General features: G+C 73.2%; 13 protein-coding genes. 10 read left to right on the top strand and 3 right to left on the bottom strand.

The window, feature by feature from the left end; genetic code table 11:
• Nucleotides 1–438 precede the first annotated feature (438 nt).
• Nucleotides 439–1,923: a glycosyltransferase family 2 protein gene (locus QSK22_RS01760; RefSeq protein WP_285492108.1), complete on the top strand. Its 1,485-nt coding sequence runs from the start codon at nt 439–441 to the stop codon at nt 1,921–1,923.
• Between the two features lie 401 nt (nt 1,924–2,324).
• Nucleotides 2,325–4,052, top strand: coding sequence for a hypothetical protein (locus tag QSK22_RS01755; RefSeq protein ID WP_285492106.1), 1,728 nt, complete (start codon nt 2,325–2,327; stop codon nt 4,050–4,052).
• Between the two features lie 14 nt (nt 4,053–4,066).
• Here QSK22_RS01755 and QSK22_RS01750 read toward each other — a convergent pair whose 3' ends face one another.
• Entirely contained in the window at nt 4,067–5,671 is a 1,605-nt protein-coding gene (locus QSK22_RS01750) for a glycosyltransferase family 39 protein (protein WP_285492105.1), read from the bottom strand.
• 193 nt (nt 5,672–5,864) lie between these two features.
• Between QSK22_RS01750 and QSK22_RS01745 the strand changes: the two genes are divergently transcribed.
• The 7 genes from QSK22_RS01745 to QSK22_RS01715 all read left to right on the top strand — a co-directional run bounded on the left by QSK22_RS01745 (nt 5,865) and on the right by QSK22_RS01715 (nt 12,794).
• On the top strand, nt 5,865–6,695 hold the full coding sequence (locus tag QSK22_RS01745) for a TatD family hydrolase (RefSeq protein WP_285492104.1): 831 nt from the start codon (nt 5,865–5,867) through the stop codon (nt 6,693–6,695).
• A gap of 226 nt (nt 6,696–6,921) precedes the next feature.
• Nucleotides 6,922–7,725: a resuscitation-promoting factor gene (locus tag QSK22_RS01740; protein ID WP_285492103.1), complete on the top strand. Its 804-nt coding sequence runs from the start codon at nt 6,922–6,924 to the stop codon at nt 7,723–7,725.
• A gap of 73 nt (nt 7,726–7,798) precedes the next feature.
• Nucleotides 7,799–8,797: a 16S rRNA (adenine(1518)-N(6)/adenine(1519)-N(6))-dimethyltransferase RsmA gene (gene rsmA / locus QSK22_RS01735; protein WP_285492102.1), complete on the top strand. Its 999-nt coding sequence runs from the start codon at nt 7,799–7,801 to the stop codon at nt 8,795–8,797.
• Entirely contained in the window at nt 8,769–9,746 is a 978-nt protein-coding gene (locus tag QSK22_RS01730) for a glycoside hydrolase family 26 protein (protein ID WP_285492101.1), read from the top strand. Before rsmA ends, QSK22_RS01730 begins: the two co-directional genes overlap by 29 nt.
• 75 nt (nt 9,747–9,821) lie before the next feature.
• A complete protein-coding gene (locus tag QSK22_RS01725; protein WP_285492385.1) occupies nt 9,822–10,721 on the top strand; it encodes a 4-(cytidine 5'-diphospho)-2-C-methyl-D-erythritol kinase in 900 nt (299 codons plus the stop codon).
• A 24-nt stretch (nt 10,722–10,745) separates the two neighbouring features.
• Nucleotides 10,746–10,958 (top strand): hypothetical protein, encoded by a 213-nt coding sequence (locus QSK22_RS01720; RefSeq protein ID WP_285492100.1) that lies wholly within the window; start codon nt 10,746–10,748, stop codon nt 10,956–10,958.
• A gap of 48 nt (nt 10,959–11,006) precedes the next feature.
• Nucleotides 11,007–12,794: an ABC-F family ATP-binding cassette domain-containing protein gene (locus tag QSK22_RS01715; protein ID WP_285492099.1), complete on the top strand. Its 1,788-nt coding sequence runs from the start codon at nt 11,007–11,009 to the stop codon at nt 12,792–12,794.
• Nucleotides 12,795–12,798: 4 nt separating this feature from the next.
• On the opposite strand, the gene QSK22_RS01710 is transcribed toward QSK22_RS01715, so the two are convergent.
• Nucleotides 12,799–13,317 carry a MarR family winged helix-turn-helix transcriptional regulator gene (locus QSK22_RS01710; protein WP_285492098.1) on the bottom strand — a complete coding sequence of 173 codons (519 nt, stop codon included), beginning with the start codon at nt 13,315–13,317 and terminating at the stop codon, nt 12,799–12,801.
• A gap of 75 nt (nt 13,318–13,392) precedes the next feature.
• On the opposite strand from QSK22_RS01710, the gene QSK22_RS01705 reads away from it, so the two are divergent.
• Complete coding sequence (locus tag QSK22_RS01705; RefSeq protein ID WP_285492097.1) at nt 13,393–14,196, top strand: trans-aconitate 2-methyltransferase; 804 nt, start codon at nt 13,393–13,395, stop codon at nt 14,194–14,196.
• A gap of 318 nt (nt 14,197–14,514) precedes the next feature.
• On the opposite strand, the gene QSK22_RS01700 is transcribed toward QSK22_RS01705, so the two are convergent.
• Complete coding sequence (locus tag QSK22_RS01700; RefSeq protein WP_285492096.1) at nt 14,515–15,252, bottom strand: TetR/AcrR family transcriptional regulator; 738 nt, start codon at nt 15,250–15,252, stop codon at nt 14,515–14,517.
• Between the last annotated feature and the right edge of the window lies 1 nt (nt 15,253).

Genomic DNA, 15,253 nt, shown 5'->3' with positions numbered 1-15,253 from the left:
GCCGACTCCGGAGCCGTCCGGCCGCGCCCCCGCAAGCGCCGCCCCTCCGGACCGCGTGCTCTCCGCGTCCTGTCCGAGCATCGTGCCCCGCGCCGCGATTCCCGCCACGGCCGCACCTCCCACTCGTTGTCCGTCGCCGGTACCCCGTTCGGCGGCACACCCTCGCCGCGTCATCGAGCCGTGCCGCGGCACGGCCGACCCGCCCCCGCCGGACCGCGGTGCCCGTATGCTTGTCCCCTCTAGCCTGCCGCCCGCGGCCGTGATGGAGCGGGTGTTCGGGTAGCAAGTGCGCAACACGATACGGGCGCTCTTGGTGGGAGCGGCGCGCAACGCCCCTCCCGGGCAGGCATCATTGCGTTGGACGGGCCGCCCGGCGGGACATGACGAGATTAGTGGAAAATACCGCAGACGGTCACCAGGGGTAACGAAGGAGATCGTGTGGAACTCTCCGTAGTGATGCCGTGCCTCAATGAGGCCGAGACGGTGGAGACCTGCGTCCGCAAGGCGATCGGGTTCTTCGAGGAGCACGGCATCGACGGCGAGGTCGTCGTCGCCGACAACGGCAGCACCGACGGCAGCCAGCAGCTCGCCCGCGACGCCGGGGCCCGGGTGGTGCCCGTCATCGACAAGGGGTACGGCAACGCTCTGATGGGCGGCATCCGCTCCGCCCGCGGCAAGTACGTGGTCATGGGCGATGCCGACGACTCCTACGACTTCACCGCGCTGATGCCGTTCCTGGAGCAGCTGCGGGACGGCGCCGACCTGGTCATGGGCAACCGTTTCAAGGGCGGCATCGCCCCGGGCGCCATGCCCCCGCTGCACCGGTACCTGGGCAACCCGGTGCTCAGCTTCATCGGCCGGCTGTTCTTCGGCAGCAAGATCGGCGACTTCCACTGCGGGCTGCGCGCCTTCAACAAGGAGTCGATCATGCGGCTCGGCCTGCAGACCGGCGGCATGGAGTTCGCCAGCGAGATGGTGGTGAAGGCCACGCTGGCCAAGTACGACATCCGCGAGGTGCCCACCACGCTGTCGCCGGACGGGCGCTCGCGTCCGCCGCACCTGAACACCTGGCGGGACGGCTGGCGTCATCTGCGCTTCCTCCTGCTCTACAGCCCGCGCTGGCTGTTTCTGATCCCCGGCCTGCTGTTTATGACGCTCGGGCTGATCGCGGGGATCGCGCTCTCCTTCGGCCCGGTGACCGTGGGCGAGATCGCCTTCGACGTCGACACCCTGGTCGGCGCCTCGGCGGCCATGATCATCGGCTTCCAGTCGGTGATCTTCGCCCTGCTCACCAAGGTCTATGCGATGCAGGAGGGATTCCTACCGCACGACCCGCGGGTCAAGCGCGTCATCGACTGGTTGAGTCTGGAGCGCGGCCTGGTGCTCGGCGGGCTGCTGGCCCTGGCGGGCCTGGCCGGCCTGATCGCCTCGCTGCTGCACTGGCGCGTCAACAACTTCGGCGAGCTCAACCCGCGCGAGTCGCTGCGCATCGTCGTGCCGGCCGCCACCGCCCTGATGATGAGCCTGCAGGCGGTGTTCGCCGCGCTGTTCGTGAGCATCCTGCGCATCCGCCGCCGCCAGCACCCGCCGGTCGTGGACGTGGCCGAGGAGGCCGCGGGCGTGGTGGACGCCGCCGCCCACCGGGTCTCCCGTGAGGCCGCCAAGGCCGCCGAGGCGGACGACAGCGACGACAGCGACGACAGCGACGACAGCGACGACAGCGACGAGCCCGCGGCGGTCGCCAACGGAGCCAAGTCCGCGAAGTCCGCGAAGGCTGCGAAGTCCGCGAAGTCGGCGAAGGGGGGCAAGGCCGCCGAGGCTCCCAAGTCCGCGGAAACCTTCGGCGGCGGCAACGTCAAGATCGTCAACGTCAAGCCCAAGAAGGCGGACGACTCCGCCGAGGATGGGGACGCCGAGCGCTGACACGATCCGGCCGGAGCGTCCCGCCGCCCGGCCGTCCGATCGCGTCCCGTCGCACCGCTGGACCGCCGAAAGCGCAACGTCATGTCATCCCGCGAACCCGTACGCCCCCGCACCGTGGCGCAGCGTGACCGGCATGTCGCGTCCCGCGCCGGATTGCGAGAGTCCCGCGCCGGATTGCGAGAGTCCCGCGCCGGATTGCGAGAGTCCCGCGCCGGATTCCGAGAATCGGCTGAGCGTTTTCTGCCCGTGTACGCCTTGACTGCCGGATTGTGACAGGCTGACTCGGCGATGGATCATCCACCCGTGGATCCCGGCGACCGTCCCGGCGCGCTGTGATGGGTCCGCAGACGGCGACGCTTCCGGTCGCGCGCACACCGGTCCGCTCCGCGGGGCCCCGGGCCGTGCGGGCGGCGCGTCGGCTGCGCGGCTGGAAAGCGCTTCTCCTGCTCGGCTGGCTGGGGCAGGTGGCGGTGCGGCTGTGGCTCGCCTCGGGGCAGACCATGCCGGTCGCCACCCCCGACGAGACCGGCTACCTGTTCGCCGCCCGGGTGCTGACCGGCGGCCCCGACGCCGACCTGTCCTGGAGCACGATCTACCGCGGCGGCTATCCGCTGCTGCTGATGCCGGCGTACTGGCTGGCCGACGAGCCGGTCTCCGTCTACCGCCTGTGCATCGGCATCAACGCGCTGGTCAGCGCGGGCATGTTGCCGCTGTCCTTCGTCCTGCTGCGCCGCCTTGGGCTGTCGCGGCGCCGGGCGTACGCGCTGGCGCACGCCACCGCGCTCATCCCCGCCGTCGTGTTCTTCGCCGAGTTCGTGCTGACCGACGCGGTGCTGCCGGTGGTGCTGCTCGGCTGGCTGCTGCTCGCGCACTCGTGGCTGACCTCCGAGGGCTCCACGGCCCGGACGACGCTGTACGGGGCGGGCGCGGGGCTGCTGGCCGCCTACGCCTACACGACCCACACGCGCGGCATCATCGTCCTGCTGGTGCACGTGGGCCTGGTCGGCCTGGTCGCCGTGTTGCGCTGGCGGCCCTGGCGCGCCACGGCCCTGGGCGTGCTGCCGCCGGTGGCCGCCACCGCGGCGGGGACGATGCTCAACGGCTACCTGCTGCCGCACATGTACCCCCACGGGGACAACAACCTCGAGGCCAACGTCGTGCAGCGGCTCACCACCGTCGACGGCTGGGGGTGGATGCTGTCGCTGGGCACGGGCCAGCTCTGGTACCAGATCGCGGTCACGGGCGGCCTGGCGGGCGTCGGCCTGGTGGTGACGGCGGCGGTGGCCGTCCGCCGGGGCACGCCGCCGCGGCTGCGCGCCCTGGCCCTGGCCCTGCTCGCGCTGCTGGTGGGCATCGCACTGGCCACGTCGGCGGCGCTGCCGGACGAGTACCGCGTGGGCAACTACGCCTACGGGCGCTACCTGGCGTGCGTGGTGCCGATCCTGTTCGCGGTGGGGGCGGCGTTCGTGCTGCGCGCGTCCCGCAGGGACGTGCTGGCCGCGGCGGGGGCGGCGGCCGGGCTGGCCCTGCTGACCGCCTGGATCGTCCAGTGGTACGCGGGGGACCGGCTCACCACCTACGCCTTCAACCAGTACGACTTCCCCGAGCCGTCGTTCCTGACCTGGAACTGGAACGAGTTCCGGCTGTGGCCCGCCACGTTCGCCGGTCTGGCGCTGCTCGCCGCGGCGCTGCTGGCGGTCCAGGTGCCCAGGTACGGGTACCTGACGCTCGCCGTGCTGTTCATGGGCCTGCACCTGGCCATGAACGTCACCGCCACCCGGTACATCGCCCGGCCGCTGGTGCGCGACTACACCGCGATGACCGACCTGCGGCAGATCGCCGACCCGCGCGAGCAGCGCACCGTGGCGATCGACTGGTCGGTCGCCTGGAAGATCCGGCTGCCGCAGTTGTACTGGGTGTGGTGGACCGAGGTGCGCGGCTTCGACGGCCTCAACCAGGCGCCGCCCACCGACGTGGAGCTGGTGATCCTGGCGTGGGACAAGAGCACGTCGGCGTCCGCCACCTGGCGCACCGCGCCGCCCGGATGGCGTGTCGTGGCCAAGCACCGCACCGCCGAGGGCGACTGGGTCGCCTGGCAGCGCCCCTCGCCGAGCGCCGCCCACAAGTGAGCGGCCCGCGGGGGTCAGCTGTAGCGGCCGGAGTGGTCCCAGATCTCCAGTACGCCGTCGGATGAACGCCATAGCAGCCGCCACCCGTTCTGCGGGCCCGGCCGATACCCGGCGGCGATCTGCGACTCCATGCCGCGCCAGTGCGTGTAGAGCATGGGGGCCTGGTAGGCGCCCGCCGGCAGGGCCTGGGTGTAGTGCTCGAAGTCGCGGATCCGGCCGTGCCACTGCACGTCGCCCCACATGGAGCGGGTGTAGAACGTCATGGTCTGCGCCAGGCGCCGGTCGGCCCAGATCACCGGGATGTCGTCATGGCCGGCGAGCCAGACCCGCAGCTCGTTCCAGGCGCGGTCGCGCGGCAGGTCGGGCACGGCCTGCACGGCCGTCATCGTGTACGCCGCCGCCAGCACGGCCGCGGCGACGCCGCCCGCCCTGCGGAACCGGGCGGCCCCCGCGGGCAGCCGCCGCGCCAGCAGGATGAGCGCGCCGAAACCGCCCGCCAGCAGGGCGGGCAGCACCGAGAACCAGTAGCGCACCAGCCAGCCCCGCAGCGAGATGTCGTGCGGGTCGATCACCCCGGACAGCAGCGTGATCGGCACGCACAGCGCCAGGAACCACACCAGCACCAGCGCCAGCCGCCGGTCCCGGGTCACCGCCCAGCCCACGACGGTCAGGCCGAGCGCCACCAGGAAGATCACGCCGAGCCAGTGCCAGTCCTCCATGGCGCGGGGGAACGAGCCCGCCGCCCAGGGCCGCGTCACCGGCTCGTTGGGCTCCCCGCCGTGCCCGGCCGCCGACCGTAGCCCCGCCATCGGGTTGCCCCACACCAGCGCGTTGTGCACCAGGTTGAACGCCAGGACCGCGACCATCGGCGCGCCCACCACGATGTTGCGGCGCCACGGGATCCGCAGGAGCCACAGGTACAGCGGGATCGGCAGGAACAGGAACGCCAGGAACTCGCGGACCAGGAACGAGGACCCCAGCAAGAACCCCGCGGCCAGCAGCAGCCGGGTCTGCGCCCGCCCCGTCCGGCGGCTCGCCGTGACCAGAGCGGCCATCCCGATCGCGAACAGCCCGGCCCCGGGCATGTCCGGCAGCATCACCCCGGTCGACCAGGTGATCTCGTGGCCGAACGGGTTGGTGATCGTGAAGAACGGGTGGATGAGCATCAGCAGCGCGGCCGCCACCCCGGCCGCGTCCCCGAACAGCGACCGCACCACCAGGTAGCAGCCGACGAAGAACAGGCAGCCGCCCGCCGCCGCGACCGTGAAGTAGGCCGCCTGCCCCTGCCCCAGCACCTCCATGACCAGCCGGGCGGGCAGCACCAGCCCGATCCGCGTCACCTGGTGCGGGACCTCGCTGAACGGCCACTGGTCCAGCGGGATGTCCGGCCAGTGCCGGGCCGCCTCCCACACGTAGTACGGGTCGAAGTACAGCGGCGGCACCATCAGCACCCACTGCGCCAGCACCGCGCACGCCGCCACGAACACCGACAGCAGCACCGCGCGCCGCCGCGAGGACAGCCGCCGCGTCCACGCAAGCGGTCGCCGCCACCGTCCGCGCGACCGCCCCTCTGACGCGCTCGTCGGGGCGGCCGTCTCACGCATCGTGGTCTCGGTCATGTGGCTGCTGCTCTCCGCGTCCGGGTCCGGGCCTCCCGCAGGTTATCGGCTGAACGCGGAACGGCACGGCGAACCGGGCCCAAAGGGCCGTCCAACACCGTGCCACCGGGGTCGAACGCGTCCGGCTGGGCCCGTAGTCTTGAAAGCGCGGCCTCGTCCCTTCGGCGAGGAACGGTGCGATGGAAGGTGGGCAGTGAGCGAATCCGGCAGGTCCGACGGCTACGCGGCGGAGCGGTTCCCCCCGCTTCCCGACCCGCTGCCGGTCCACGTCTTCGACAGCCACTGCCATTTGGACATGCTGGACGTCCCGGTGGAGGAGGCGCTGGCCGCGGCCAAGGCGGTGGGCGTCACCCGGATCGTCACCATCGGCTGCGACCTGGCGTCCTCGCGCTTCGCCGCCGACGTCGCCGCCGAGCACGACGACGTGTACGCGGGCGTGGCGATCCACCCGAACGAGACCACGGGCGTCAGCGACGCGGTGCTCGACGACGTCGCCGAGCTGGCCGCGCTGCCCCGGGTGCGGGCGGTGGGGGAGACAGGCCTGGACTACTACCGCGACTGGGCCCCCAAGGACGACCAGCACCGCTCGTTCCGCGCGCACATCGACATCGCCAAGCGCACCGGCAAGGCGCTGGTGATCCACGACCGCGAGGCCCATGACGACGTGCTGCGCATCCTGCGCGAGGAGGGCGCCCCTGAGAAAGTGGTGTTCCACTGCTTCTCCGGGGACGCCGCCATGGCCAAGGAGTGCGCCGACCGTGGTTACGTGATGAGCTTCGCCGGCAACGTGACGTTCAAGAACGCCGAGCCGCTGCGCGAGGCCCTGCGGGCGGCCCCGGCGGACCTGCTGCTGGTGGAGACCGATGCGCCGTTCCTGACGCCCGTCCCGCACCGCGGCAAGCCGAACTCCTCGTACCTGATCCCGCACACCGTCCGCTTCATGGCCGAGGTCAAGGGCATGGACGCCGACGAGCTGTGCGCCGCGATCGCCGCGACCGGGGAACGCGTCTTCGGCCCCTGGTGATCCGCCCCCGGCCTGAACGCTCCGGTCTGGAATCGGCGGCCCTTTCCCGTCCTGTGTGCTCGATCCTCCGGGTTCCGGGCGCCGCCTGACCGGTCGTCCGCTATGTCATCGGCCGTCACATCTGCCGTTGTGGTGGCGGAGGGTGGTCGGGTGGCTCTAATGTGCTGCGCCGTCGGCCGGGCCCTTTGTATGCCTCGGCGCCCCCTTGGCGTAGCTGGAGGATTAGGTGCGTCGTTCCCCCCGTATCTCGGCGTTCTGCGTGCTCCTGACGGTGCCCCTCGCGCTGGCGGCCGGTTGCGGCGGCGATGACAAGCCCGCGCCGCGCAACACCGCCGCCGTCGCGGACGCCCCGCGCACCAGCGCCCCGCCCGCGCGCAAGGTCGTGATCGTGGTGGACGGCAAGAAGACCACGGCCATGACGACCGGTACGACCGTCGACGAGGTGCTCGCCCAGGCCAAGGTCACGCTGGGCCCCTACGACCTGGTGTCGCCGCCCAGGACCGCCCAGGCCGGCGACACCATCAAGATCAGGCGGCTGCTGTCCAAGCCGGTGACCACGACGGTCAAGGTGCCCGCCCCTGTCGTCCGCAAGAAGTCGTCGTCGGTGCCGCCGTTCAGCGAGAAGGTGCTGCGCAAGGGCCGGGACGGACTGAAGGTCGTGCAGACCGCCTACGCCAAGCGGCGCGGCAAGAAGGTCAAGATCGTGCTGGCGCAGAAGGTCAAGCGCAAGCCGGTGACGCAGATCATCGGGGTCGGCCCCAAGCCCAGCGGCGTCGGCGCGGCCGCCCGGCTGAACTGGGCGGCGCTCGCCAAGTGCGAGTCCGGCGGCAACCCCAAGGCCGTCAACCCGGCCGGGTACTACGGGCTGTACCAGTTCTCCATCCAGACGTGGACGTCGGTCGGCGGCACCGGCAAGCCCAGCGACGCCAGCGCCGCCGAGCAGACCTACCGCGCCCAGCTGCTCTACAACAAGGTGAACGGCCGCTGGCAGGGGCAGTGGCCCAACTGCGGAAGCCGCCTGTTCTCCTGAACCCCCGCCCTGAGCGGGCGGTCGCGTCCCCGTGCGTGGCGTGAGCCGCCGCGAACACTGGGACACTGGACGGGTGGGGGACTGCGAAGCGCTGCTGGGCCCGGCGGACATCCGCGAGCTGGCCGGACGGCTCGGCGTGCGGCCGACCAAGACGCTCGGGCAGAACTTCGTCGTCGACGGCAACACGGTGCGGCGGATCGTCCGCGCCGCCGAGGTGACGTCCGACGACGTGGTGATCGAGGTGGGGCCGGGGCTCGGCTCGCTGACGCTGGCGCTGCTGCCGGCGGTGCGCCGGGTCGTGGCCGTGGAGATCGACCCGGTGCTGGCCGAGGCGCTGCCCGGCACGGTCGCCGAGCGCGCGCCCGGCCTGGCCGACCGGCTGGAGGTCGTCAACGCCGACGCGCTGCGGCTGACCCGCCCGCCCGGGCCCGAGCCGACCGCGCTGGTCGCCAACCTGCCCTACAACGTGGCCGTGCCCGTGGTGCTGCACCTGCTGGCCGCGCTGCCGTCGCTGCGGCGCGCGCTGGTGATGGTGCAGGCCGAGGTCGCCGACCGGATGACGGCGGCGCCGGGCAGCAAGATCTACGGCGTGCCGTCGGTGAAGCTGGCCTGGTTCGGGGAGGCGCGCCGCGCCGGGCCGGTGGGCCGCACGGTGTTCTGGCCGGTGCCGAACGTCGACTCGGGCCTGGTGGCGTTCGAACGCCGCGACCCGCCGCCCACCACCGCCACCCGCGAGGAGGTGTTCGCGGTGATCGACGCGGCCTTCGCGCAGCGCCGCAAGACGCTGCGGGCCGCGCTTTCGGGATGGGCCGCAGGCCCCGACGCGGCCGAACGGGCGCTGCGCGCGGCGGGCATCGACCCGCGAACCCGGGGCGAAGCTCTGGACGTGGCCGCCTTCGCCAGGCTTGCCCAGTATGGTCCTGGAGGCGGACCGGAACCGGCGGGCGACCGGACGACCGGACGTAACCGGAATGAGGCGGAGGAACATGTTGAAGGCGCGTTCGCGGGCGGCGCGGGCCCTGGCGCCCGCGGCGGCTCTGGCCGTGACGGCGGTCGCGGCCGGGTGCGATAGCAGCGGCGCGGTCACCACACCCAAGATCAGCACCACCGCCCGGGCGGGTGTCGCCCCCACGCCGCCCGGCAAGGGCGCGTACTTCGGCGCGTGGGTGTCGCCCGCCGACCAGGGCGCCGACGCCGACGACGCGCCGGGCGGGCCCGGCATGGCGGCGGTCACCGGGTTCGAGCGCGGGCTCGGCCGGAGCCTGGACATCGTGCAGACCTTCCACGGCTGGAAGTCGCAGTTCCCCGACAAGACCGACACCGCCGTCGCGCGCAGCTCCCGCTACCTGCTGCTCACCTGGTCCGGCACCGACACCCGGGAGATCGTCCGCGGCGAACACGACGCGCTGATCCGGGAGCGGGCGCGCGCCGTCAAGGCCCTCGGCAAGCCGGTGTTCCTGCGCTGGCAGCGCGACATGGACAAGGAGAGCCTGCAGACCAAGGTGCACTCCGCGGGCGACTACGTGGCCGCCTGGAAGCACATCCGCACCCTGTTCGCCCAGGAGAAGGTCGCCAACGTGGCGTGGGTGTGGTGCCCCACCGCCGGCGGGTTCGCCTCCGGCGCGGCCGAGCCGTTCTACCCCGGCGACGACCAGGTGGACTGGATCTGCGCCGACGTCTACCCGGGCGTCGACTACGAGTACCGGGACCTGTCCGAGCCGATCCGCGGCTTCCTGGAGTGGGCCGGCGGCCGGCCCAAGCCGATCATGGTGGCCGAGTTCGGGGTGCCGCGCTCCTACGGCGAGCGGCGCGCCGAGTGGCTGCGCAAGGCCGCCCAGACGCTGCAGCACCCGCAGGTCAAGGCCGTGGTGTACTTCAACTCCAACGAGAACGCCACCGATCCGCGCGACGAGCGCCGCAAGTACTCGGTGACCGGCGACCGGCCCGCCGTCTCGGCGCTGCGCGAGTTCGCCACCGTCCCGTACTTCAACCCGCGCAACCTGCCGGTCAGCGGCGGCTGAGGGGCGCGGCATGGTTCATCCGGCGCGGGCTCCCCGGCATCGGGTTTGGCATAGGGTTGTCGTTCCGTGACCGCCATTACCGTTCGGGCGCCCGCCAAGGTCAACGTCCGGCTCAGCGTGGGCCCGCCGCGCGAGGACGGCTACCACGACCTGGTCAACGTCTTCCACGCCGTGTCCCTGTTCGACGAGGTGACCGCCGAGCCCGCCGACCGGCTGCGGATCGAGGTGCGGGCCGCGCCCGGGTCGCCGGTGCCGGTCGAGGACGTCCCGGTCGACGACGGCAACCTCGCGGCGCGGGCGGCGCGGCTGGTCGCGGCCCGGCTCGGCGTCGAACCCCGCGTGGCGCTGCACATCCGCAAGGCGATCCCCGTGGCGGGCGGCATGGCGGGCGGCAGCGCCGACGCCGCCGCCGCGCTGCTGGCGTGCGCCCGGCTGTGGGACGAAGACGAACGGCTCGACCTGATGGAACTGGCCGCGGGCCTTGGCAGCGACGTGCCGTTCGCGCTGCTGGGCGGCACGGCCGTGGGCCTGGGCCGCGGCGAGCGGCTGACCCCGCTGCCCACCGTGGGCACGTTCCACTGGGTGTTCGCGACCGCCCGCGGCGGCCTGTCCACGCCCGCCGTCTACGCCGAGTGCGACCGGCTGCGCGCGGGCCGCCGCGTCCCGCCGCCCGAGGCGTCCGACGCGCTCGCCGCGGCCCTGGCCTCGGGCGACGCCAAGGAGCTCGGCGCGGCCCTGCACAACGACCTGCAACCGGCCGCGCTGTCGCTGAAGCCGGAGCTGCGCCGCACCCTCGACGCCGGCCTCGAACTCGGCGCCCTGGGCGCGCTGGTCTCCGGCTCGGGCCCGACGTGCGCCTTCCTCGCCGAGACCGGCGGCCACGCCGCCGACCTTGCCGCGGCCCTGGGGGAGACAGGCGTCGCCGCCTCCCTGCTGTGCGCTCACGGCCCCGTTCCGGGCGCCGCCGTTGTCTGATCCGTCCTCACCTGGGAGCCCGGCATGGTCTCTTCCCTCCTCCTGGTCTTGTTCGTGCTCCTGGGCGCGGCCGTGCTGGTGGCGCTCGTGGTGGTGGTCGCCGTCATGGTCAGGAAGAGCGACGCGCCGGCGCCGTACCAGCAGCCGCCCCCCGGCATGCCCCAGCAGCCCCCGTACGGCCAGGGGCCGCAGCAGTACGGGCAGCAGTACTACGGGCAGGGGCCGTTCACCGGCTGACGCCGCGCGAGCAGCGCACCCGGCGGCATCGGTAGCCTTGAGGACGTCGTGAATCTGATCAATCTGGAGAACGTCGGCAAGGCCTACGGGCCGGTCCCGCTGCTGGAGTCGGTGTCGCTCGGCCTCGACGACGGCGACCGCGTCGGCGTCGTGGGACGCAACGGCGGCGGCAAGAGCACCCTGGTGTCGATCATCGCCCGGCGGATCGAGCCGGACGAGGGCCGCGTCACCCACGCGCGCGGGCTGCGGCTCGGATATCTGACCCAGCGGGACGAGTTCCCCGAGGAGGCGACCGTGCGGTCGCTGGTGCTCGGCGACCGCGCCGAGCACGAGTGGGCGGGCGACACCCGCGTCCGCGACGTGCTCGCCGGCCTGCTGGCCGATCTGGACCTGGACGCGCCCGTCGCCGGGATGTCCGGCGGCGAGCGGCGCCGCGTCGCGCTGGCCCGGCTGCTGGTCCCCGAGCACGACCTGCTCGTGCTGGACGAGCCCACCAACCACCTCGACATCGAGGCCATCGACTGGCTGGCCCGGCACCTTGCGGCCCGCGGCACTGCGCTGCTGGTCGTCACGCACGACCGGTGGTTCCTGGACGAGGTCACCGACCGCACCTGGGAGGTCGTCGGCGGCCGCGTCGAACGCTACGAGGGCGGCTACTCGGCGTACGTGCTGGCCAAGGCCGAGCGGGCGCGCATCGCGGCGGCCGCCGAGGCCAAGCGGCAGAATCTGCTGCGCAAGGAGCTGGCCTGGCTGCGCCGCGGCCCCCAGGCCCGCACGTCCAAGCCCAAGTTCCGGGTGGAGGCCGCGCAGGCGCTGATCGCCGACGAGCCGCCGCCGCGGGACACCGTGGAGCTGACCCGCTTCGCCACCGCGCGGCTCGGCAAGACCGTCATCGACGTGGAGGACGCCACCGTCACGGTCGGCGGCGCCGACCTGTTCGAGCGGCTGACCTGGCGGCTGGGCCCCGGCGAGCGGGTGGGGCTGGTCGGCGTCAACGGCAGCGGCAAGAGCACGCTGCTGCGGCTGCTGGACGGCGGCGTCGCCCCGGCGGCGGGGCGGGTCGTGCGCGGCAAGACCGTCCGCCTGGCGCACCTGTCGCAGAACCTGGAGGAGCTCGACCCGGGCCGCCGGGTGCTGGAGTCGGTCGAGGAGATCAGGCGGCGCATCACCGTCGGCAAGCGCGAGTGGACCGCCGGCCAGCTGCTGGAGCGCCTGGGCTTCCGCGGCGAGCGGCAGTGGACGCCGGTCGGCGACCTGTCCGGCGGCGAGCGGCGCCGGCTGCAGCTGCTGCGGCTGCTGATGGACGAGCCGAACGTCCTGCTGCTCGACGAGCCCACCAACGACCTGGACATCGAGACGCTCAACGAGGTCGAGGACCTGCTCGACGGCTGGCCCGGCACCCTCGTCGTGGTCAGCCACGACCGCTACTTTTTGGAGCGCGTCACCGACCGCGTCATGGCGCTGCTGGGCGACGGCAGGCTGTCGCTGCTGCCCGGCGGGGTGGACGAGTACCTGGACCGGCGGCGCCGCGGCGCGGCCCCCACCCGCACGTCGGCGGCCCGCACCGGCAAGCCGCCCGCCGCCGAGGCGGCCAAGGCGCCCGAGGCCAAGCCGAAGAGCTCCGCCCAGGCGTGGCGGGCCCGCAAGGAGCTCGACCGGCTGGAACGGCGGCTCGACAAGCTCGCCGCACGCCAGGCGGAACTGCACGAGCTGCTCGCCGCGCACGCCACCGACTACGAGCGCCTCCAGGAGCTGGACGCCGAGCTGAAGGCGGTCCAGGCCGAGGCCGCGCAGGTCGAGGAGCAGTGGCTGATGCTCGCCGAGGAGGCCGGCTGAGCCGTCACGCCGGGTGCCGCGGCGCGGTGTCGGCGTCGGCGTCGAACGGGATCAGCAGCGTGCGCAGCAGCCCGGCCAGCGCGTCGCGCTGCTCGGGGGTGAGCGACTCCAGGATGGCGTGCTCGCGGCCGAGCAGGTCGGCGAACGCCGCGTCCACCCGGGCCCGGCCGGCCGCGGTGAGCCGCACCAGCACGCCGCGCTTGTCCTGCGGGTCGGGATGCCGCTCGACCAGCCCGGCGGCGGCCAGCCGGTCGATCCGGTTGGTCATGGTGCCCGAGGTGACCAGCGTGGCGCGCAGCAGGCGGCCCGGGCTGAGCTGGTAGGGGGCGCCCGCCCGGCGCAGCGCGGTGAGCACGTCGAACTCCCAGGGCTCCAGCCGGTGGGCGGCGAACACGGCGCGCCGGGCGCGGTCCAGATGGCGCGCCAGCCGGGACACGCGGCTGAGGACGTGCAGCGGCCGCACGTCGAGATCGGGCCGCTCGGCGTGCCACGCCTCGACCAGCCGGTCGACCTCATCCTGCATGCGCACAGCCTACTCGTCTTGATATCGAGACGACTTTCTTGACATCAAGATATGAGCCGGGCATGATGTATCTCGATGTCGAGACAAGCAGCGGCCGCCGTGTGGGATCCGGCGCAGTACGGGGCGTTCGCCGCCGAGCGCTCCCGTCCGTTCGCCGAGCTGCTCGCACGCGTCGGCCTGGCCGCGCCGCGGCGCGTCGCCGACCTGGGCTGCGGCTCGGGCGAGCTGACCGCCGCGCTGGCCCGCCGCTGGCCGCAGGCGCGGATCGAGGCCCTCGACTCGTCCCCCGAGATGATCGGCGCGGCCCGCGCGCACGAGATCCCCGGGCGGCTGAGCTTCGCGGTCGGGGACGTCGCCACCTGGCGGCCCGCCGAGCAGGTCGATCTGATCGTCTCCAACGCCGTCCTGCAGTGGGTGCCCGGCCATGAGGACCTGCTGGTGCGCTGGGCGACCGAGGCGCTCGCCCCAGGCGGGCGGCTGGCCTTCCAGGTTCCCGGCAACTTCGACGCGCCCAGCCACGTCCTGCTGCGCGAGCTGTGCGAGTCGCCGCGCTGGCGCGACCGCCTCGGCGGCCTGACCCGGCCCGCCCCGGTCCGCGACGCCGCCGGCTACCTCGACCTGCTGACCCGGCACGGCTGCGCGGTCGACGCCTGGGAGACCACGTACCTGCAGGTCCTGCAGGGGGACGACCCGGTGCTCGAATGGGTCAAGGGCACCGCGCTGCGCCCCGTGCTCGCCGCGCTCGGGCCCGCCGAGGCGACCGAGTTCCTCGACGTCTACGGCGCGAGCCTGCGCGGCGCCTACCCGCCCGGCCCGGCCGGGACGGTCTTCCCGTTCCGCCGGATCTTCGTCGTGGCGGCCGCCCGCGAGGGCCCCTAGAACGCGGTGCCGCCCGCCGCGCGAGAAGCGAACCCTTCCCCTGGTGTGCCGACTCGCGCGGGGGCGGCATCCCGGCGCGCCGCACCCGGCGCGCCGTCCAGACCCCGGACTCGCGATCCGAGCCCGGCGACCCCGGCCGGTGGCCGCACGAACGAACTTCACGCGGCCACCGGCTCAGTATGTCCGCGCCCGCCCGGCCGGCGGAACAGCCAGGCCGGTCCGGCCGCCTGCGAGGCGGGCGGACGGCGGGCGCAACGGACGCGAAAAAGGCGGCCGGGGCGTCACCGTCCCGGCCGACCTGCCCCGCCGCTGCCGGGTTCAGTGCTCCTCGGCGCGGCGGGCCTGCTTGCGCTGGGCCTTCTCGGCCTTGGCGGCGGCCTTCTCGGCCGCCTTCTCCATGCGCTCGCGTTCCTTGCGGCGGCGCTTGGGGTCCAGGGACGGGCGCGGCTCCAGGCTGGACAGGCCGTTCCACGCCAGGTTGACCAGGTGCGCGGCGACCTCCTCGCGCTTGGGCTTGCGCACGTCCAGCCACCACTGCCCGATCAGCGCCACCATGCCGACCAGCATCTGCGCGTACATCGGCGCGTTCTTGTCGTCGTACCCGTGCCGGTCGAACTCACGGGCGAGGACGTACTCGACCTCGCCCGCGATCTCGCTCAGCAGGCTGGCGAAGCTGCCGGTCCCGGTGCCGCCGTGCGAGTCGCGCACCAGGATGCGGAACCCGTCGGGGTTCTCCTCGATGTAGGCCAGCAGCGCCAGCGCCGCCTTCTCCAGTTTGCTGCGGTAGTGGATGGCCGAGGTCAGCGCCTCGGTGATCAGGGCGAGGAGTTTCTCGAACTCCCGGTCCACCACCACCGCGTAGAGCCCTTCCTTCCCGCCGAAGTGCTCGTACACGACCGGCTTGGACACGCCCGCCGCGCCGGCGATCTCCTCGACCGAGGTGCCGTCCAGGCCGCGCTCGGCGAAGAGCGTGCGTCCGATGGTGAGCAGCTGCTCCCGTCGTTCCTTTCCGGTCATGCGCTTGCGTCTCGTCGACCGGGGGGCAGGTTCAGTCACA

The organism is Actinomadura sp. NBRC 104425 (assembly GCF_030269545.1).
Lineage (GTDB): Bacteria > Actinomycetota > Actinomycetes > Streptosporangiales > Streptosporangiaceae > Spirillospora > Spirillospora keratinilytica.
Note: the sequence above shows the minus strand (reverse complement) of the source record. Positions and strands in the feature narration are given on the sequence as shown.